Source organism: Streptomyces sp. SX-6 (assembly GCF_059089585.1).
In genome coordinates, this window is sequence record NZ_JBTHHU010000005.1 from 23430 (window position 1) to 44234 (window position 20805).

Genomic DNA, 20805 nt, shown 5'->3' on the forward strand with positions numbered 1-20805 from the left:
TTTCATGGCTTTCACGTTCATGCGTTCCTCCAACGGTACCGCTGGGGGCCGACACAGGCGTTACCTCTTCGCATGCACCGCTCACCGTTCACCGCCCGTCCCCTCAGGAGCAGCCCCATGTCTCCGCCCACTCACCCCGTGCCCGGCGAGAGCGCCTGTCCCCATCCCAAACTGCCTGCTGACGCCATCAGCGCCAGCATCGACGCAGCACTCGCAGAACCCGCCATCGGGGCCAGGCTCAACAGCGACGGCCTCGCTGCCCTGGTGCAGGACCTCACTGGCCACTTGGCCCTGCTCTTGCCCCTCGTGCGAGCCAGGTACTGCGCCACGCCAGTCCGCGACCGCGACCCTGTACTGGGCCATGGGATCGGCTACCTCGAGCGCCGGCTCACCAGCAAGGCCCCGGACGCTCACGTCGAACCGTTCCCCGCCCTTGCCTGGGTTCAGGAAACCGCCCGCTACGTGCGGCAGATGCTGGCTCTGGCCCTCGCCGAGGAGACCGCAGAGCAGCAGCACACGGGCATGACGAAACGGTAGGCGGTCTCTGGACGAGCTGACCACGGGACCGACCTGGTCGCTGCTGAAGGCCACTGAACAGCACACGGGCGATCACCTTGCCGACACGCCGATGTTCCGGGCCGCGTTGGCGGCAGCCCGCATGGCGGAGCCGTACCCGGCCCTCTTGGCCGCGAGCTCGCACATGCTGACCGTCGGACGCCCCTGAGAACCGGAGCAGCCCATTCACCAACCTGGCCGGAACATGCAGTTCCGCCCGATTCAGGCCTTATCTCCCGCATTCTTAAGGACACTTGACGAAAGCTTTATCCAACTCCCGCCACTACAGCCCCAATATTCGCGTCGAAGCGCACGAAAGTTCGATCAAACTGGCGCAACCAGTCGCGATCCCGCGACAGGCGCATCTGCAGACCAGGAGTATGTGTGCGCACGTCTCGAATAGCCCGTTCTGCCTCTCGTCCGGCGGTCGCCCTGAGCGCGGCCTCCATCGCCGCAGTCCTGCTGGCCGCGGGTTTCACCGCGCCGGCGCAGGCCGACGGCCGCACGGACGACCCCGCCAAGGCGCTGCACCTGGGCGACAAGGAAAAGCTGGTCCCGCGCGACACCATCACCGATGAGGACGGCAGCGTCCACACGCGCTACGAGCGCACCTACGACGGGCTGCCCGTCCTCGGCGGTGACGTCGTCGTCCACTCGGCCAAGAACGGCAAGGTCGAGGACGTCGACAAGGCCACCGAGGCGACCATCAAGGTCCCCACCACCAAGGCGAAGATCGCGCCGCCGGCCGCGCAGAAGACCGCCATGGGCCTCGCCGACTCGAGCGGTGACGGCGGCAAGTACGCCCAGGACAAGGCGCCCCGCAAGGTCATCTGGGCCGCGGACGGCAAGCCGACGCTCGCCTACGAGACCGTCATCGGCGGCACCCAGGCCGACGGAACGCCGAGCGAGCTGCACGTCGTCACCGACGCGGCCACCGGCAAGAAGCTGTACGAGAACCAGGCCATCGAGGCCGGCATCGGCAACAGCGAGTACAGCGGCCGGGTCAAGATCGGCACGGCCAAGTACGGCAACTCGTACTACATGCGCGACAACGCGCGTGGCGGCCACACGATCTACAGCGCCCGCAACGAGGACAACCCCAAGACCTACCCGCCGTTCAAGAACAACAAGGACGTCTGGGGCAACGGCAAGCCGACCATGGCCCAGACCGCTGCCGTCGACGCCGAGTACGGTGCGGCCCAGACCTGGGACTTCTACAAGAACGTCTTCGGCCGCAAGGGCATTCGCGGTGACGGCAAGGCCGCGTACTCCGTCGTGCACTACGGCAAGAACTACAAGAACGCCTTCTGGTACGACGGTTGCTTCTGCATGACGTACGGCGACGGCTTCGACAACAAGCACCCGCTGACGTCCCTCGACGTCGCCGCGCACGAGATGACCCACGGCGTCACGGCCGCCACGGCCCGCCTCAACTACGCGGGTGAGTCCGGCGGTCTGAACGAGGCCACGTCCGACATCTTCGGCAAGGCGGTCGAGTTCTACTCGAAGCCGAAGAAGGGCAACTACTTCATCGGCGCGCAGATCAACTTCAACGGCGACGGCAAGCCGCTGCGTTACATGGACGACCCGGCCAAGGACGGCAAGTCCGCCTCCTTCTGGACGCCGAACACGAAGAACCTCGAGGTTCACCGCTCTTCCGGCATCGGCAACCACTTCTTCTACCTGCTCTCCGAGGGCAGTGGCAAGAAGACCATCAACGGTGTCCACTACAACAGCCCGACTGCCAACAACAAGAAGGTCAACGGCATTGGGCGCAGTGCCGCCCAGAAGATCTGGTACAAGGCCCTGACCCAGTACATGACCTCCACCACCGACTACAAGGGCGCGCGTTCCGCGACCCTGAAGGCGGCGCGGGATCTGTACGGCACGAAGAGCCAGCAGTACAAGGCAGTTCAGGCCGCGTGGGACGGCGTGAACGTCAAGTAACCGGTTGACGGTGGCGGGTGGCGTGCGGAGGGTTCCGTGCGCCACCCATTCATTTCGACGGGTCGAGGACCACCGATGCCACGCCGCACACGATGAGGGCGATGAAAATTCCTGTGATGAGGCGCCCTAGCACACGCGTGCGGCGTGACGGCAGCATGTCGCGCGGAAGCCGTCCATGGACGAGCGGAAGGAATCCCAAGGTCGCAAACAGCGCTCCGAGGAGGATGAACGCGAACCAGCCCAACGCGGCGCCTGCGTTGACCGAGTAGTACCCATCGGAACCTTGGGTTACGGGAACCCGCTGTCCCCTTGAGTACTCCGTCTGTATCGCTGCGCCGTCGTCGACGACCCTGCCGTCGTCGGACCGGAACGGCCCTTCGCAGACCGTGTTGTGGCCCTTGCCGGAAGACACGGAATAGCACCACAGGACAGTGAGCGTCCCACGGGTACCCGCCATCCCGAGGGCATACCGCAAGTCGACGGCACCGACGGTGGACATCAGCAAACCGGCCAACAGAAAAAGCGCTCCGATGAGGCGGACGCCAACCCGTGCACTACGCCCCTGTCGCATGCCCCGCAGCCATTGCTTCTTCCAGCACACGCCGGGCCCCGACCTCTGCCGGCAGTTCGCGTACAAACGCACCGGCGGTCAAAACACCGCCGAGGTACGCCACCAACGGCACCACCAAGGGGGCAATAAAGATCATCCACCGCCCGCCGACAGCCCTTCCGGTGGCGCTCGCCTTCGCATGCCGATGGTTCAGCCATGCATGTTCGGGAGTGGGCGGATTTTTCAGTTTCTCCTTCACTTGCCTGCGTGCCGACATCCACCCCCAGGCGAAGCCGACACAACACGCTGCGGCTTCCACCAAGTCGCATGCCGTGCGCCATGCCGATGACAGATCTTCCGTGAGCCCGCGGTAGCCGGCCACCAGGACGAACGCAGCCAAGGCCGTGACCAGCAACGGAAGGAGAGTCATCCCGAAGCGCCTCAGCCAGTACATAGGACCGCGCTTGTACCAGGACCTGCCGAGGAATGGGATGGCAGGAGGCTGCGGGGCATCGGATTCATTTCGTCGCACTACGCCTCGCCACCATCGCCTCCTCCAACTCACGCCGGGCTCCGGCTTCGGTGGGCAGTTCACGGACGAACGAGACGGCGAAGATCGCCCCGATCACATACGCCACGAGGGGCGTCATGACCGGCATCAGAAAGAGTCCGAATATACGGCCCGCGAATGCCAGCCTGATTGCCCGGCTCTGTTCTGCGTTGTGCTTCTCCCAGGCCTGTCGAGGAGTTGGCGGATCTTGCAACAGCTTCTTGCGCACCTGTCGGCGCGCAGAGATCCATCCCCAGGCCAGGGCCCCACAGCTCGCCACGATCTGTGCCACGTTGCACACCATGCGCAACGTCGGTGAAAATCCCGAAGCAAAATAGCCGTAGGTGGACAAAGAGACCCCGACCATCGCCATCAAGACAACAATCAGGAAGCAGCTGAGACCGCCTCTGCGCAACCAGTACACAACACCGCGGCGGTACCAACTGGTGCCTACGATTGGAAGCTTGGCCGGCGCAGGGGGCTCAGAACAAGCTTTTGAAACCATGCCACACCTTCTTCGCCGCGCTCCCGACCGCGTGTCCCCCCTCGCTCATCATGCGACCCACATCGTCACCTACTCCCGAGAACACATGCTCGGTCCCATAGGCGATACCGCCCACCACACCGTGGTCGTGAATATCCTCGCGCCAGTGCTCATGGAAGGTCTTGTCGATCAGCTCGGTCGCACCGACCGCCACGACGACACCGACACCCGCGACTGCCACGGCTGGCGCGTCAATGACTGCAGCGACTCCCGCGGCAGCGAGCGCCCCCGCCCCCAAGCCACCAAAGTTGGCGCCACCGTCCACCGCCAAGGAACGCTTCCATGACCACCCTTTCTCATGGTCGCTCTTGGCCGAGAGGATGGTGCACGCACCGGCCGCCGCAACGTCGATGATCGGGAGTTCCTTAAGGAAGTTCGGCAGTGCCTCGACGCTCTTGCCCAGCTTCAACGCCTCGGCTGCATCCGCGATTTTGACGTTCAGCTGCCGGTCATACGGCAACGCCGTGCTGCCGCTCTCGGCACGTGCAATCTTCATCTCCAGGTCTTCGACCCGCGACATCGCATCCCGGTAGGCGGACTTCGCTGCGAAGTCCTTAGGTATGGACCGGCCTTCGGCCTGGAACGCCTTGCGCTCCTTGCGGAGCTCCTTCTTGGCCAGCTCCTCTTCCTTGCGGGCCTCGTCGATCAGGCCCTTGGCCTTCTTGCCGTCGCCTCTCGCGTCATCCGCGTCGTACGCGTACAGGCCCCGCAAGAAGTCCGCGATGGTGACCTTGTCGCTCGGCGACACCGGATTCGTGATCAGCGCGCAGACACTGCGCAGCTTGTCCGCGGCCTGCAGACGTGCGTGCTGCGCGATGTGGAGTGTTTCGGTGCGCGCCGTCGTGTAGTCCTTCAGGGCCTGGATGGCCTTCTGGTCTTTCTCCGTCGGCGGGTTGCTCACCGTGAACTCGGCAGGTATGCCCTTGTCGTGCATGGGCACCCCGGCCTTCACCGCGATGTCCTCCGCGTTCTGCAGCGAGGTCTCGCAGTCCGACAGACTGTCCGCGAGCGTGGCGAGGATGTCGCCGACGTCATGGACAAGAGTCGCGAAGGCGCCCGCGGTTATCGCGTCCTCGCTCCACTTGCCACGGAAGTTCGTCGCCGCATCGCCCTTCCAGCTCGAGTCGGAGGCCAGCCTGTCCACCGTGTCGTTCAGCGGCTTGACGACGCCGTCGAGTTCCTTCTTCGCCTTCTTGTAGGCCTCGCCCATCACGCGCAGGCCGCCGATGTCCCCACCGACCCAGCTGTCCGTCATGTCCGCCTGTCATTGTTCGGGAGCCCGTCCACCAAGTCCTCGAACAGGCCGTGCAGATCAATGTCGTTCCGCTCGAACGCACCGCGCGACTTGAGGACCAGGTCGCCATGGCGGTCCAGCCGGTCCGCGAACTTGAGGTGCAAGGCCTTGATGAGGTCCGCAGCCGCCTTGATCTCATGGTCGAGTCCGGCGTCACCGCCGCTCACCACAGCTGGCGAGACCTGCGACTCGAGCTTGCGATAGTTGCCCGCCTCGCGGTGGAACGTGTCGCCCATCGACTTCAGGTCAGCCAGAATGGCCTTGAAATCAGCGCTCATCGTCGGGGCCGACCTCCTTCGCGTACGCCTCGAGATCCTCGGCCTGCCAGCGCGTCGCGCCCGGATCCATTGCGGGGTCGAGCCAGACCTTCGGCAGTTCCGCGTCCCGCATGGCCTCGACGAACGGGCCGATGGAGACCGCTATCCAGGGCTGGGCAGGGCCCAGAGCATCGACCAGCTTCTCGAGGGTGGTGAAGGCCACGGGTGTCGGCGGCCCGTCCTGGCGGCCGAAAAGCTCATAGGCGATCCACGGCGCGCCCCCGTCCTGCGGATAGCGCGGATGCGCGGGCACGAATACCGGCGTCGAATAGGACGGGCCGCCAACGGGCGGATCCGCGTCCTCGTAGTAATCGAGGATGCGCGAACGTATCGGCCCCTCCATGCGCCTCTCCCGGCTCGGCAGATCATCTGGATCGTGGATCGCCGCCCACCGTAGACAGAGAGCAAGAGGTCATATCCTCGCAATTCACCGCAAGAAGGCGCTCGCATATGCAATTGATATGCGGCCTTGGCCACGGCCTGGCCAAGGGTTGACCCCCCATTGACCAGGCCGTGGCTCGGCGTCACCACATCAGCGTCACCGCATCAGCACCCCCGCCGCCTCCCCCGAGGCCTCCGGCGGTACGGCCACCAGCCCCAGCTCCGCGCCGCTCGCCAGCAGGCGGTGGGCCGGGAGGATGCGCACCGTGTAGCCGAAGGGGCCGGTGCGGTCGAGGGTGAGGGGGCCCTCGTACAGGCGGCGGCCGTCCAACCCCATGGCGCCCGTGGGCTTGAGGGGGAAGGCGGTTGTATGGGTCAGGCGATCCGCCTGGTCGACACGGCCGGCGATGGCCTGGACCTCGACGTCGGAGGGGTCGAGGCCGCCGAGGCGGACGCTGACCCGCAGACAGAGCGTGGAGCCCAGCTCGGCCGTGCCGTTGAGCGGGGCGTCGGCGACGGCCTCGACGTGGTCGACGGCGACGGCCGGCCACTCGGCGCGGACACGGGCCTTCCAGGCGGCGAGTTCGCGGGCCGCGTCCGGGACGAGGGACCGCTGGGCCTCGGCGGCGGGGCCGTAGAGGCGGTCCACGTACTCGCGCACCATGCGCCCCGCGAGGACCTTCGGCCCCAGGGAGGCGAGGGTGCTGCGGACCATCTCGATCCAGCGGCCGGGCAGGCCGTCCGGGCCGTGGTCGTAGAAGCGCGGGGCGACGCGCTGGGTGAGGAGGTCGTAGAGGGCGGCGGCCTCGAGGTCGTCGCGGCGGTCCTCATCCGTGGCGGAGCCATCCGCGGTGGGGATGGCCCAGCCGAAGTCGGGTTCGTACCACTCGTCCCACCAGCCGTCCAGGACGGAGAGGTTGAGGCAGCCGTTCAGCGCGGCCTTCATGCCGCTCGTGCCGCAGGCCTCCAGCGGGCGCAGCGGGTTGTTGAGCCAGACGTCGCAGCCGGGGTAGAGCTTCTGGGCCATGGCCATGCCGTAGTCGGGCAGGAAGACGATGCGGTGGCGTACGCGCGGGTCGTCGGCGAAGCGGACGAGTTCCTGGACGAGGCGCTTGCCGCTGTCGTCGGCGGGGTGGGCCTTGCCTGCGACGACGATCTGGATCGGGCGCTCGGGGTCGAGGAGGAGCTCGGTGAGGCGTTCGCGGTCGCGGAGCATGAGGGTGAGGCGTTTGTAGGAGGGGACGCGCCGGGCGAAGCCGATGGTGAGGATGGACGGGTCCAACACCTCGCCGATCCAGCCGATTTCGGCGGTTCCGGCGCCGCGTTCGCGCCAGGAGGCGCGCAGCCGGTCGCGTACCTCCTCGACGAGTTGTTCGCGCAGGGTGTGGCGGAGGTCCCAGATGTCGGCGTCGGAGATGTCGGCTACGGAGTCCCAGCGGTCCGAGCCGCCGATCGTCAGCGCGTCCTCGGTGCGGCTGATGCCGAGGCGGCGGGCGCCGAGGCGGAAGACCTCGGGGGCGACCCAGGTGGGGGCGTGGACGCCGTTCGTGATGGAGGTGATCGGCACGTCCTCGGGGTCGAAGCCCGGCCACAGGCCGGCGAACATCTCGCGGCTGACCTGGCCATGCAGGGTGGAGACGCCGTTGGCGCGCTGGGCGAGGCGCAGTCCCATGACGGCCATGTTGAACAGGCCGGGGTCGCCGCCTGGGTAGTTCTCGGTGCCGAGGCCGAGGATCCGTTCGACGTCGAGGCCGGGCAGTTCCGCGCCGTCGCCGAAGTGGCGGGCGACGAGCTCGCGGTCGAAGCGGTCGATGCCCGCGGGGACGGGCGTGTGGGTGGTGAAGACCGTTCCGGCGCGTACGCTCTCGAGCGCGGAGTCGAAGTCGGCGCCCTGCTCGGCGAGTTCGCGGATGCGTTCCAGGCCGAGGAGGCCCGCGTGGCCCTCGTTGGTGTGGAACACCTCGGGCTCGGGGTGGCCGGTGATGCGGCAGTACGTACGGACGGCGCGGACGCCGCCGATGCCCAGCAGCATCTCCTGGAGCAGCCGGTGCTCGCTGCCGCCGCCGTAGAGCCGGTCGGTGACGTCGCGCTCGCCGCTGTCGTTCTCCTCGACGTCGGAGTCGAGCAGGAGCAGGGGCACGCGCCCGACCCTGGCGCACCAGATGTGGGCGCGCAGGGAGCGTCCGCCGGGGAGGGCGAGGGAGATCCGGCTGGGGGTGCCGTCGCCTTCGCGGAGCATGGACAGCGGGAGCTCGTTGGGGTCGAGCAGCGGGTAGTGCTCCTGCTGCCAGCCCTCGCGGGAGAGGGACTGCCGGAAGTAGCCGTGCCGGTAGAGCAGTCCGACGCCGATGAGGGGCACGCCGAGGTCGCTGGCGGATTTCAGGTGGTCGCCGGCGAGGATGCCGAGGCCGCCGCTGTACTGCGGGAGGGCGGCGGTGATGCCGAACTCGGGCGAGAAGTAGGCGACGGCGGCCGGGAGTCCGGGGGGCTGTTCCTGGTACCAGCGGCGTCCGGTGAGATAGTCCTGCAGGTCGTCGGCCGCCGCCGCGAGCCGCCGGCGGAAGCGGCGGTCGTCGGCGAGGGCGGCGAGGCGGTCGGCGGAGACGGTGCCGAGCAGCCGCAGAGGATCCCCGTCGGCGGCCTGCCAGCCCTCGGGGTCGAGGGTCTGGAACAGTTCGCGCGTCTCGGGGTGCCAGGACCAGCGCAGGTTGCGCGCCAGCTCACTGAGCGGTCGTAGGGGCTCCGGAAGGACGGGGCGCACGCTGAATCGACGAATGGCCTTCACGCCTCGACGGTAGCGGCGCGGCGGGGACGGTTCGGGGTCAAGCGGCCAAGTGCCCCCTTCCGCTGGAAGTCCGCCTGACCGACGCGCAACCCCGGCCGTGCGGCGCGTAGTTGACGTCCGCCGAGGGCGGGCCCGCGGCTGCTGTGCTGGTACGAGTCAGAAATACGCCCCGCGTCCATCAGCAGTGTCGAAGGCGAGAAGTCGCTGCGACCTTCGAAGGCTGGGCCACAACGCCGTTCGCCCGTCCGGCCGTCGGATACCCCGCTTTTCGGCGTTGCACTGCCCGGGTCCGGCGAGCAGACTCCGTACGAGTGACGGAGGTGGGAGGCCCTTCCCCAGCCGGTGCCATGTGAACTACGCACCGGTAGTTCACACGGTACGGGCATGCTTGCCCGGGCCTGGTGGGAAAGCTCCCCCGGTATCCAGAAAACGCCTGCCCGTCCTCCCGACCGTGATCCGTACTCCACAGCCCGCCCGTTCGTCATCCGCCGCCCACCCGGGTGAACGCGGACGGAAGCCGTCATGCGCACGGCCCGTCGGCGGAGGACGGAACGGATAGAAAGAACAGAACTGGCCACAATCGTCGAACCCCCAGGTGATTCCATGATCGGTCGCATCCCCGTCCTGGACCTCGCCCCGCTCGTGGACTGCGGCCGCAGACCGGCCAAGGCCGTGGTCGGAGAAACCTTCGAGGTCACCGCCACCGTCTTCCGCGAGGGCCACGGCGCCGTCGGCGCGAACGTGGTGCTGCGCGATGCGGCGGGCCGCCGCGGACCCTGGGCCCCGATGCGGGAGTTGGCGCCGGGCACGGACCGCTGGGGCGCGGAGGTCACTCCGGACGCCGAGGGCCGCTGGACGTACGCGGTGGAGGCGTGGAGCGATCCGGTCGCCGGCTGGCGGCACGCCGCGCGGATCAAGGTGCCGGCAGGCATCGACACCGAGCTGACGCTGGAGGAGGGGGCGCGCCTCCTCGAGCGCGCGGCCGCCGGGGTGCCGAAGAAGGACGGCCGGGAGGCGGTGCTGCGTGCGGCCGACGCGCTGCGCGACGCACAGCGTCCGGCCGGGGAGCGGCTCGCGGTGGCGCTGGCCGACGGGGTCACCGCGGTCCTGTCCCGTCATCCGCTGCGCGAACTGGTCACCGCGACGCGGCCGCTGCCGCTGCTCGTCGAGCGGGAGCGGGCGCTGTTCGGCTCGTGGTACGAGCTGTTCCCGCGCTCGGAGGGCGCGGTCGTCCGCCCGGGCCGGCCGCCGCTGAGCGGCACGTTCCGTACGGCGGCCCGGCGTCTGCCGGCCCTCGCTGCCATGGGGTTCGACGTCGTCTACCTGCCGCCCGTCCACCCCGTCGGCACCTCCTACCGCAAGGGCCCCAACAACGCGCTGAGCGCGGGCCCCGGTGACGTGGGCAGCCCCTGGGCGATCGGCGGGGCCGAGGGCGGGCACGACGCGATCCACCCGGACCTGGGCACGTTCGAGGACTTCGCGCACTTCGTCGCCAAGGCGCGCGAGCTGCGCATGGAGGTGGCGCTGGACTTCGCGCTCCAGTGCTCCCCGGACCATCCGTGGGTCGGCAAGCACCCGGAGTGGTTCCACCACCGGGCGGACGGCACGATCGCCTACGCGGAGAACCCGCCGAAGAAGTACCAGGACATCTATCCCCTCGCCTTCGACGAGGACTTCGACGGTCTCGTCCGCGAGACGCTGCGCGTGCTGCGCTTCTGGATGGAGCGCGGCGTGCGGATCTTCCGGGTGGACAATCCGCACACCAAGCCGGCGGCCTTCTGGGAGAAGGTCCTCGCGGAGGTGGGGCGCACCGATCCCGATGTGGTCTTCCTCGCCGAGGCGTTCACGCGGCCCGCGATGATGCGGACGCTGGGCGCGATCGGCTTCCAGCAGTCGTACACCTACTTCACCTGGCGCAACACCAAGCAGGAGCTGACCGATTACCTCACGGAGCTCTCCCGGGAGTCGGCGGCGGTGATGCGCCCGAACTTCTTCGTGAACACCCCGGACATCCTGCATGCCTATCTCCAGGAGGGCGGCCGGGCCGCCTTCGAGATCCGGGCCGTGCTCGCCGCCACGCTCTCGCCCTCGTGGGGCGTCTACGCGGGGTACGAGCTGTGCGAGAACGTCCCGGTGCATCCGGGCAGCGAGGAGTACCTGGACTCGGAGAAGTACCAACTCAGGCCGCGCGACTGGGAGTCGGCCGAGCGCGAGGGCCGCAGCATCGCTCCGCTGATCACCGTGCTCAACCGGCTGCGGCGGCGGCAGCCGGCCCTGCGGCAGCTGCGCAACCTCCGTTTCCATCACACCGACAACGACGCCGTCATCGCCTATTCGAAGCGCACTTCAGGTCCTGGAGGCAGCTGCGTTCTGACAGTCGTCAACCTCGACCCCCACCACACCCAGGAGGCGACGGTCTCGTTGGACATGCCGGAGCTCGGCCTCGACTGGCACGAGTCCGCCACGGTGCGCGACGAGCTCACCGGAGAGACCTACAACTGGGGCAGGGACAACTATGTGCGCCTTGAGCCGGGCCGATCGATCGCGCCCGCGCACGTGTTCTCGCTGCGACCGTCCTCACCGATCGGAGGGTCACCCACATCATGATCGTCAACGAGCCCGTACCGGACACCTTCGAGGACACACCCGCCAAAGATCTTGATCCTGACTGGTTCAAGCGCGCGGTGTTCTACGAAGTCCTCGTCCGTTCCTTCCAGGACAGCAACGGTGACGGCATCGGCGACCTCAAAGGGCTGACCTCCAAACTCGACTATCTGCAGTGGCTGGGCATCGACTGCCTGTGGCTGCCGCCCTTCTTCCGGTCACCGCTGCGAGACGGCGGGTACGACGTGTCGGACTACGCGGCGGTGCTCCCGGAGTTCGGTGACCTGGCGGATTTCGTCGAGTTCGTGGACGCGGCGCACCAGCGCGGAATGCGCGTCATCATCGACTTCGTCATGAACCATACGAGCGATCAGCACGAGTGGTTCCAGCAGTCGCGCAGCGACCCCGACGGCCCGTACGGCGACTACTACGTCTGGGCCGACGACGACAAGCAGTACCAGGACGCGCGCATCATCTTCGTCGACACGGAGACCTCGAACTGGACCTTCGACCCGGTGCGCAAGCAGTACTACTGGCACCGGTTCTTCTCGCATCAGCCGGATCTCAACTACGAGAACCCGGCCGTGCAGGAGGAGATCCTGGCGGCCCTGCGGTTCTGGCTGGACCTCGGCATCGACGGCTTCCGGCTGGACGCGGTGCCGTATCTGTTCGCCGAGGAGGGCACCAACTGCGAGAACCTGCCCCGTACGCACGAGTTCCTCAAGCGCGTACGGGCCGAGATCGACGCCCACTACCCGGACACGGTGCTGCTGGCCGAGGCCAATCAATGGCCGGAGGACGTCGTCGACTACTTCGGCAATTACGAGAAGGGCGGGGACGAGTGCCACATGGCGTTCCACTTCCCCGTCATGCCGCGCATCTTCATGGCCGTCCGGCGCGAATCGCGCTATCCGGTCTCCGAGGTCCTGGCCAAGACCCCGGCCATCCCCTCGGGCTGCCAGTGGGGCATCTTCCTGCGCAACCACGACGAGCTGACGCTCGAGATGGTGACGGACGAAGAACGCGACTACATGTACGCGGAGTACGCCAAGGATCCGAGGATGCGCGCCAACATCGGCATCCGGCGCCGGCTCGCCCCGCTGCTCGACAACGACCGCAACCAGATCGAGTTGTTCACCGCGCTGCTGCTGTCGCTGCCCGGCTCGCCGATCCTCTACTACGGCGACGAGATCGGCATGGGCGACAACATCTGGCTCGGCGATCGCGACGGTGTGCGCACGCCCATGCAGTGGACGCCCGACCGCAACGCGGGCTTCTCCTCCAGCGACCCCGGGCGGCTCTTCCTGCCGACCATCATGGATCCGGTCTACGGCTATCAGGTCACCAACGTCGAGGCGGCGATGAGCAGTCCGTCGTCGCTGCTGCACTGGACGCGCAGGATGATCGAGATCCGCAAGCAGAACCCGGCCTTCGGGCTGGGCTCGTACACCGAGCTGACGTCGAGCAACCCGGCGGTGCTGGCCTTCCTGCGGGAGGCACCCCCGACCGGGGACGGGGGTGACGACGTGGTCCTGTGCGTGAACAATTTCTCCCGCTTCGCACAGCCGACCGAGCTCGATCTGCGGAGCTTCAACACCCGCCATCCCGTGGAGCTCATCGGCGGTGTGCGCTTCCCGGCCATCGGTGAACTGCCGTACCTGCTGACCCTCGCGGGCCACGGCTTCTACTGGTTCCGGCTGCGCCGCAACGCCCCCGTATCCACGTCCGCGTCCGCTTCCGCACCACAGTGAGAAGTCCGGGGATCCCGGGTTTCGATCCGGGATCCCCGGAAACCCTTGCTGAAATACGGGCCGGGCAGCACCCGATCGCCTCCGTCACGTGATCGTACGGACGATCCTCGCCCGACACGTCCCGCACCGCGCACTGGCCAAAGCCGCAATCCGGGACACTTTGCCCAATCTGTCGTGTGCCCCGGGGAAAGGACGCGACGCCATGTCGGATGCCGCACCGCCCCATGACCTCACCGACACCACCGACACCGCTTCCTCTGTCGAACCGCTCGGCCCACTCGCGCCCCTGCTTGCCCACTGGCTGCCCCGGCAGCGCTGGTTCGCCGGCAAGGGCCGTCCTCTCACCGGCCTCACGCTCGTCTCCGCCACCGACCTCCTCCCCCGCTCCGGCTCCCCCGGCCTGCTGCACCTGCTCGTACGCGCCAGGCAGCCCGGACCGACCGACGACTGTTACCAGCTGCTGCTCGGCGTCCGTGACACCCTGCCCCCTCAGCTCGCCCCCGCCCTCATCGGCCGCCCCGACGACGGGCCGCTGCGCGGCCGCACGGTCTACGAGGGCCTCTTCGACCCCCGCCTCGCCGCCCTGCTCCTGGAACGGCTGCGCGTGCCCGGCCGGCTCGGCCCGCTGCACTTCTGCCGCGCGGCCGACGCCGACATCGCGGGCGGTCTCACGCCCCGGCCGCTCGGTGCCGAGCAGTCCAACTCCTCGACGGTGTACGGCGATACGTACATCCTCAAGCTCTTCCGCCGCGTCGGCCCCGGCACCAACCCCGACCTCGAGATCCCCCGCGCCCTCGCCCGTGCCGGCTGTGCCCGGGTGCCCGCGCCGGCCGCGTGGTTCGAGGCCGCGCCGTCCGGCACACAGCAGGACCCGCTGACCCTCGGCGTGCTCCAGCCCTTCCTCTCCGGCTCCGCCGACGGCTGGCGCCTCGCCCTCGCCGCGCTCGCCGACCGGGCCGACTTCGCCGCCCCCGCCCGCGCCCTCGGCCAGGCCACCGCCGAGGTGCACCGGTCGCTCGCCGGGGCGCTGCCCACCGTCGTCCTGTGCCGCCCCCAACTCGAGCAGCTCGCCGCCGCGATGACCCGCCGCCTCGAGGCCGCCGCCGACGCCGTACCGGAGCTGCGCCCCTACCGCGACGCGCTGCGCGCCGCGTTCGAGGACGTCGCGCACCTCGGCCGGGCCGGGCAGACCCGGCGCGGCCAGCGCATCCACGGCGACCTGCACCTGGGCCAGGTGCTGCGCACGCCCGACGGGCAGTGGTCCCTCATCGACTTCGAGGGCGAGCCCGCCCGCCCGCTGGCCGAGCGCCGCGCCCCGCAGCCCGTGACCCAGGACGTCGCGGGCATGCTGCGCTCGTTCGACTACGCGGCGGCGGTGGGCCGGGCCCACGACCCCGGCTGGGCCGAGCGGGCACGCGACGCCTACTGCGAGGGATACGCCTCCCTCGGCCACGACCCGCGCGAGGACCCGCGCCTGCTGCGGGCGCACGAGACGGACAAGGCCGTCTACGAGGTCCTCTACGAGGCCCGCCACCGGCCGGACTGGCTCCCCGTCCCGATGGCCGCGATCCGCCGGCTCGCCGCACAGGCCGACGGCGCGGCTCCCCGGCGTTGACACCACCGCACTCTGGAGGAGAGTTGTGACCGCACGACCCCCGTCCCGCCCCCCGCACCACGACCCCGTACCCGGACACGTCCCCGCCACCTTCCTGCCCAGCCCCGCACGACCACCTCGTCCCACCCGGCGCGGGGTGCGGCCCGCGCGACCTCTCGACGAGGCGGAGCGCGGACGGCTGCTGCACGGCGCCCACCACGATCCGCACGCCCTGCTCGGGGCGCACCACGCGCCGGGCGGGGTCGGGTTCCGGGTGCTGCGGCCGTGCGCGCGGTCGGTCACGGTCACCGCCAAGGGACTGCGCGCGGAGCTGATCGACGAAGGGGACGGACTGTTCGCGGGGGTGCTGCCGCTGGGGGAGATCCCCGACTACCGGCTGCTGGTGGCGTACGAGGACGGGGAGTTCGAGATCCGGGACCCGTACGGCTTCCTGCCCGCCGTCGGCGAGCTGGATCTGCATCTGATCGGCGAGGGCCGGCACGAGGAGCTGTGGCAGGCGCTCGGCGCGCAGCCGATGACCCACCAGGGCGTCGCGGGGACCCGTTTCTCGGTGTGGGCGCCGAACGCCCAAGGGGTGCGTGTCGTCGGTGACTTCAATTACTGGGACGGCGCGGGGCATCCGATGCGCTCGCTCGGCGGCTCGGGCGTGTGGGAGCTGTTCCTGCCGGGCGTGGGCGAGGGGGCGCTGTACAAGTTCGAGCTCACCCGCCCCGACGGCTCGCGCACGCTGCGGGCCGACCCGATGGCGCGGCGTACGGAGGTACCGCCGGCCAACGCGTCGATCGTGCACGCCTCGCACCACGTCTGGGGCGACGCGGGCTGGATGACGCGGCGTGCGGAGCGGCCCGTGCACGAGGCGCCGTTCTCCGTCTACGAGGTGCACCTGCCCTCCTGGCGCCCCGGCCTGACCTACCGCCAACTCGCCGACCAGCTCCCGGCGTACGTGGCCGATCTGGGTTTCACGCACGTGGAGTTCCTGCCCGTGGCAGAGCATCCCTTCGGGGGGTCGTGGGGCTACCAGGTCACCGGCTTCTACGCCCCGACGGCCCGGCTCGGGACCCCCGACGACTTCAAGTACCTGGTCGACGCCCTGCACCGGGCGGGCATCGGGGTGCTGGTCGACTGGGTACCGGCGCACTTCCCGCGCGACGACTGGGCGCTGGCAGAGTTCGACGGCCGCCCGCTGTACGAGCACGCGGACCCGCAGCGGGCGGCCCATCCCGACTGGGGCACGCTCGAGTTCGACTACGGACGCACGGAGGTCCGCAACTTCCTTGTGGCGAACGCCGTGTACTGGTGCGAGGAGTTCCACGTCGACGGCCTGCGCGTGGACGCCGTGGCCTCGATGCTCTACCTCGACTACTCCCGCGAGTCGGGTCAGTGGACGCCCAACGCCCACGGGGGCCGCGAGAACCTCGACGCGGTGGCCTTCCTCCAGGAGATGAACGCCACCGTCTACCGCCGCTGCCCCGGCGTCGTCACCATCGCCGAGGAGTCCACCGCCTGGGACGGCGTCACGCGCGCCACGCACCATGCGGGCCCGGGCGGCTTCGGCGGGCTGGGCTTCGGGCTGAAGTGGAACATGGGCTGGATGCACGACTCGCTGGAGTACCTGACGAAGGAGCCGGTCCACCGCAAGTACCACCACGGCGAGATGACCTTCGCCATGGTCTACGCCTACAGCGAGAACTACGTCCTGCCCATCTCCCACGACGAGGTCGTGCACGGCAAGCGGTCGCTGGTCTCGAAGATCCCGGGCGACTGGTGGCAGCAGCGCGCCACGCACCGCGCGTTCCTGGGCTTCATGTGGGCCCACCCGGGCAAGCAACTGCTCTTCATGGGGCAGGAGTTCGCCCAGGGTGCGGAGTGGTCGGAGAGCCACGGCCCCGACTGGTGGCTGCTCGACCCGTCGTACGCCGCCGAGCCGGACCACCGGGGCGTACGCGACCTGGTCCGCGACCTGAACACGCTCTACCGCGCCACGCCCGCCCTGTGGCAGTGCGACACCTCGCCGGAGGGCTTCACGTGGGTGCTCGGCGACGCGGCCGAGGACAACGTCTTCGCCTTCCTCCGCTTCGCGGCCGACGGCTCGCCGCTGCTGGCGGTCAGCAACTTCTCTCCGGTGGTACGGCACGGCTACCGGCTCGGCATCGGGACGGGGAACGCCGCGTGGGCGGAGTGCCTCAACACGGACGCGCGGCGGTACGGGGGCGGTGGCATCGCCAACCCGGACCCGGTCAAAGCGGAACCGTTCCGTCACCAGGGCTGCGCGTCGAGCGTGACGCTCACGCTGCCACCGCTGGCGACGGTGTGGCTACGGCCGTTGTAGGGCGCGGGCATACCTCGGGACCCCCTCCGGGCCCGTCCGCAAGGGACGACGGGCCCGGAGGGCACGGTGTTCCCGGTCAGTGGGCGGAGAGGGCGTGCTCCGCGGTGTCCTGCCAGGGCGAGTTGACGAGCGGGGAGTCGACGGTGACCGCGGCGGGGACCTTGATGGTGGCGCCGCCGTCGAGCCCGAGGGTCAGGGTGCTGGTCCGGACGGTGGTGCCGGGGGTGTACCAGCGGGCGAGGGTGACGGCCTCGTAGTTGGAGTCGCCGGGCCGCAGGATGTTGGGGCCGCCGCCGATGCCGCCCGGGAGCTCGGCGCGGATCTTTCCGTCGAAGGTGACGTCGCCGATGATGCCGAGGTCGCAGGGCTTGTCGCCGACGTTCTGAGCCTTTATCAGCAGGAGGTCGTTCGGGCCGATGACCGGGGTGGTGGTGACGCCGATCTGGGACGCCTGGCAGTACGGAACCCTGGCCTCCGCCGCGGAGGCGGAGGACGTGCCCATGAAACCGACGAGCGCGGCGGAGCCGAGGGCGAGAGCGGTGAGCGAGGTGAAAGCGCGGGGCATGGACATGGTGAGGCTTCTCCCATGAGGAAGGTCGCACGGGGCGACGGATCCGATCGGCGGGCCGACCGGCTGACGAGAGCAACTTTGTGCCCGGTTTCGTCCCAGCGGCCGTGAACCGGGGGGAAGTTGGAACCCTGGACCGTTCCACCCCCTCTCACCTGGGGATACATCTGCACCTGGAACGCGCGTCCAGGGTGAGGGGGAGGGTGGAATGGCCACGGAGACCGAGCGGTTCGCGGAACTGATGAGTGAGCTCAAGGAGCGTTCGGGGCGCAGTTACGGCACCCTCGCGAAGCGCCTGCACTCCAGCAACTCGACCCTGCACCGCTACTGCAACGGCGCGGCGGTGCCCACGGAGTTCGTACCTGTGGAGAGATTCGCCAAGGTCTGCGGAGCGACGGCCGACGAACTGCTCGCCCTGCACGGGCAGTGGCACCGGGCGCTCGCCGAGCGCCGCCGGGAGACGGCACCCCGTCCGGCCGGTCCCGACGAGGCCGGCTCGGAAGAGGCCGCCTTGGAAGAGGCCGCCTTGGAAGACGAGGAGACTCCGGTCGCCGTGACGAAGCCCAGGTCATGGGCCGGGCGCCGCCGGCTGCTCCTTGCCGCAGCGGCGGCCGTAGCCGTCGCGGCGGTCGCGGGCGCCACCATCGCCGTCGCGGCCCTGGGGGACACGGACGCGGGACGGACCTCCCCCGAGGCCCGGCACGACACCGTGCGTGCGGCATCGCGTGAGGGCCTGACGCCGGGGGCGTCGTACGGTGGTGCGTCGCCGTCGGCCGCTCCTTCGCCGTCGTCCTCGGCGACAGCGGCTCGATCCGCTTCCCCCGGTACCGCGAAGGAGGAGGCCGCGCCCAGGAAGGACACTTCGTCCGCCACCGGGGCGGCCCCCTTCACCGTCAGCGTCATGCCCGACAACTGGGGCAGCCCCTGCGACCAGTGGTTCGCCCTGGACCAGGCACCCGGCAAGGTCCCGCCGCCTCCCGCCCGGCAGGCGACCGTGGGGTGGGCCGGGGCCCTGCAGGCCGTCCCGGCAGGTCATCTGCGGCTGCAGCTGACCGTCCAGGGCACCGGGAGCAGCCACACCGTGCTGCACGGGATGTCCGTCCACGTGGTCGGCAGCCACAAGGCACCGCGCTGGAACGCGTACACCATGGGGTCGGGCTGCGGCGGCGAACTGGACCCCGCGTCCTTCGCCGTCGACCTCGACAACCCTTCGCCCCTGCCCAGACCCGTCCCCGGCAAGGAGGGCGAGAGGCCGACGACCTCGACCGACTTCCCGTACAAGGTGTCCGCCGACGACCCCCAGGTACTGAACATCGACGCCTTCACGGTCGGGCAGGACGTCAGCTGGTACCTGGAACTGGACTGGAGCAGCGGCGGCCGCCAGGACACCACCCGCATCGACGACCACGGACGCCCCTTCCGTACGGTCGCCCTCAACACCGAGCAGCGCTACTGGTACAACGCGGCCACGAACGTCTGGCTGCCCCTCTCCCGGTAGGAAACCCCCACGGCGCGGCCCGGCGGTGCCGACGGGCCCGGGCCGGTGTGGGGAACCGGCCCGCCGTGGGGGTGGTCTGAGGCGTGTCAGGAGTGTCAGGAGTGCGCGTCCGCCTCCGCGGCGAACGTCGCCTCGTCGAACGGCAGCCGCCCGGCCAGGACTTCGCTCACCCGCTCGCGGTCGATCTCCTTGGTCCACGTACCGATCAGCACCGTGGCCACCGCGTTGCCCGCGAAGTTCGTCAGTGCCCGCGCCTCGCTCATGAACCGGTCGATGCCCACGATCAGCCCGACGCCGTCGACCAGTTCGGGCCGGTGCGTCTGCAGGCCGCCCGCGAGGGTCGCGAGTCCCGCGCCCGTCACGCCCGCCGCGCCCTTCGACGCCACGATCATGAACAGCAGCAGGGATATCTGCTGGCCGAGCGCCAGCGGCTTGCCCATGGCCTCGGCCACGAAGAGCGCGGACATCGTGAGGTAGATGGCCGTGCCGTCCAGGTTGAAGGAGTACCCGGTCGGCACCGTGATGCCGACGACCGGCTTGCTGACGCCGAGGTGCTCCATCTTCGCGATCAGGCGCGGCAGCGCGGACTCCGACGACGAGGTCGAGAGGATCAGCAGGAACTCACGGCTCAGATACTTCAGCAAGGCGAAGATGTTCACCCCCGCCACCAGCCGCAGCACCGTGCCCAGCACCACGATCACGAACAGCAGACAGGTCACATAGAAGCCGACCATGATGACGGCGAGCGACTTCAGGGCGTCGACGCCCGTCGCCCCCACCAGCGCCGCCATCGCGCCGAACGCCCCCACCGGCGCAACCCACATGATCATGGAGAGGATCCGGAAGACCAGCTTCTGGATGTGCCCGATCCCCCGCAGCACCGGCTCGCCGGACGGCCCCATCGCCTGGAGCGCGAAGCCGCACAGCAGGGCGACGAGCAGCGTCTGGAGCACCTGGCCGCCGGTGAAGGCGGACACGAGGGTGGTCGGGATCATGCCGAGCAGGAAGTCGGCCGTGGACTCGTGCGCACCCTTGGCCTGCGCCGCCCCCGCGTGCCGCAGGCTGTCGGTCAGGTGCAGTCCGCTGCCGGGCTCGAGCACATTGCCGACGACCAGGCCGATGGCGAGCGCGACGCTCGACATCAGCAGGAAGTAGCCGAGGGCGAGCCCGCCCACCGCACCGACCTTCGCCGCCTTGCGCACCGAACCGATGCCGAGCACGATCGTGCAGAAGATGACGGGCGAGATCATCATCTTGATCAGGTTCACGAACCCGGTGCCGAGTGGCTTGAGTTCGACGGCGAACCCGGGGGCCGCGAAACCGACGGCGATGCCGACGAGCACGGCCGCGATCACCGCGAGATAGAGGTAGTGGGTCCGGTCCGGCCGTCTGTTCACCACAGCGCATCCTCGTTTCCCGTGGCCGAAAGGGGTCCCGGCGACTATGCACTCCTCTGTGATGGCGGTCACTGTTACGTGCATTACGTTCACAAAAGCGCCGCCGGGTGCGCTGGCACA

16 protein-coding genes are annotated in these 20805 nt (G+C 69.2%); 7 read left to right on the forward strand and 9 right to left on the reverse strand.

Annotation, left to right across the window (positions count from 1 at the left end; genetic code table 11):
• Positions 1-117 precede the first annotated feature (117 nt).
• Complete coding sequence (locus ACV530_RS07635) at positions 118-537, forward strand: DUF6415 family natural product biosynthesis protein (RefSeq protein ID WP_494331513.1); 420 nt, start codon at positions 118-120, stop codon at positions 535-537.
• Between the two features lie 402 nt (positions 538-939).
• On the forward strand, positions 940-2502 hold the full coding sequence (locus tag ACV530_RS07640) for a M4 family metallopeptidase (protein ID WP_494331514.1): 1563 nt from the start codon (positions 940-942) through the stop codon (positions 2500-2502).
• 49 nt (positions 2503-2551) lie between these two features.
• Here ACV530_RS07640 and ACV530_RS07645 read toward each other — a convergent pair whose 3' ends face one another.
• The 7 genes from ACV530_RS07645 to glgP all read right to left on the reverse strand — a co-directional run bounded on the left by ACV530_RS07645 (position 2552) and on the right by glgP (position 8923).
• Positions 2552-2914, reverse strand: coding sequence for a hypothetical protein (locus ACV530_RS07645; RefSeq protein WP_494331515.1), 363 nt, complete (start codon positions 2912-2914; stop codon positions 2552-2554).
• 142 nt (positions 2915-3056) lie between these two features.
• The gene (locus ACV530_RS07650) at positions 3057-3482 is read right to left on the reverse strand and encodes a hypothetical protein (RefSeq protein WP_494331516.1); all 426 of its coding nucleotides are present in this window, start codon (positions 3480-3482) and stop codon (positions 3057-3059) included.
• Positions 3483-3570: 88 nt separating this feature from the next.
• Complete coding sequence (locus tag ACV530_RS07655) at positions 3571-3975, reverse strand: hypothetical protein (RefSeq protein ID WP_494331517.1); 405 nt, start codon at positions 3973-3975, stop codon at positions 3571-3573.
• A gap of 109 nt (positions 3976-4084) precedes the next feature.
• Complete coding sequence (locus tag ACV530_RS07660) at positions 4085-5401, reverse strand: WXG100 family type VII secretion target (RefSeq protein ID WP_494331518.1); 1317 nt, start codon at positions 5399-5401, stop codon at positions 4085-4087.
• A complete protein-coding gene (locus ACV530_RS07665; RefSeq protein WP_494331519.1) occupies positions 5398-5718 on the reverse strand; it encodes a DUF6317 family protein in 321 nt (106 codons plus the stop codon). Before ACV530_RS07665 ends, ACV530_RS07660 begins: the two co-directional genes overlap by 4 nt.
• Positions 5708-6100, reverse strand: coding sequence for an SAV_915 family protein (locus tag ACV530_RS07670; protein WP_494331520.1), 393 nt, complete (start codon positions 6098-6100; stop codon positions 5708-5710). Before ACV530_RS07670 ends, ACV530_RS07665 begins: the two co-directional genes overlap by 11 nt.
• A gap of 195 nt (positions 6101-6295) precedes the next feature.
• The gene (gene glgP, locus ACV530_RS07675; protein WP_494331521.1) at positions 6296-8923 is read right to left on the reverse strand and encodes an alpha-glucan family phosphorylase; all 2628 of its coding nucleotides are present in this window, start codon (positions 8921-8923) and stop codon (positions 6296-6298) included.
• A gap of 603 nt (positions 8924-9526) precedes the next feature.
• Between glgP and ACV530_RS07680 the strand changes: the two genes are divergently transcribed.
• From ACV530_RS07680 to glgB, 4 genes are all read left to right on the forward strand, one after another.
• Complete coding sequence (locus ACV530_RS07680; protein ID WP_494331522.1) at positions 9527-11530, forward strand: alpha-1,4-glucan--maltose-1-phosphate maltosyltransferase; 2004 nt, start codon at positions 9527-9529, stop codon at positions 11528-11530.
• A complete protein-coding gene (gene treS / locus ACV530_RS07685) occupies positions 11527-13278 on the forward strand; it encodes a maltose alpha-D-glucosyltransferase (RefSeq protein ID WP_494331523.1) in 1752 nt (583 codons plus the stop codon). The genes ACV530_RS07680 and treS overlap by 4 nt, the downstream gene beginning before the upstream one ends.
• A 202-nt stretch (positions 13279-13480) precedes the next feature.
• Positions 13481-14893 carry a maltokinase N-terminal cap-like domain-containing protein gene (locus ACV530_RS07690; protein ID WP_494331524.1) on the forward strand — a complete coding sequence of 471 codons (1413 nt, stop codon included), beginning with the start codon at positions 13481-13483 and terminating at the stop codon, positions 14891-14893.
• 25 nt (positions 14894-14918) lie between these two features.
• Positions 14919-17222: a 1,4-alpha-glucan branching enzyme gene (glgB, locus tag ACV530_RS07695; protein ID WP_494331525.1), complete on the forward strand. Its 2304-nt coding sequence runs from the start codon at positions 14919-14921 to the stop codon at positions 17220-17222.
• 76 nt (positions 17223-17298) lie between these two features.
• Here glgB and ACV530_RS07700 read toward each other — a convergent pair whose 3' ends face one another.
• Positions 17299-17793: a hypothetical protein gene (locus tag ACV530_RS07700; RefSeq protein ID WP_494331526.1), complete on the reverse strand. Its 495-nt coding sequence runs from the start codon at positions 17791-17793 to the stop codon at positions 17299-17301.
• A gap of 205 nt (positions 17794-17998) precedes the next feature.
• On the opposite strand from ACV530_RS07700, the gene ACV530_RS07705 reads away from it, so the two are divergent.
• Positions 17999-19288, forward strand: a complete 1290-nt coding sequence (locus ACV530_RS07705) for a helix-turn-helix domain-containing protein (RefSeq protein ID WP_494331527.1) — start codon at positions 17999-18001, stop codon at positions 19286-19288.
• Positions 19289-19383: 95 nt separating this feature from the next.
• Here ACV530_RS07705 and ACV530_RS07710 read toward each other — a convergent pair whose 3' ends face one another.
• The gene (locus ACV530_RS07710) at positions 19384-20769 is read right to left on the reverse strand and encodes a cation:dicarboxylate symporter family transporter (protein WP_494331528.1); all 1386 of its coding nucleotides are present in this window, start codon (positions 20767-20769) and stop codon (positions 19384-19386) included.
• Positions 20770-20805: the final 36 nt, after the last annotated feature.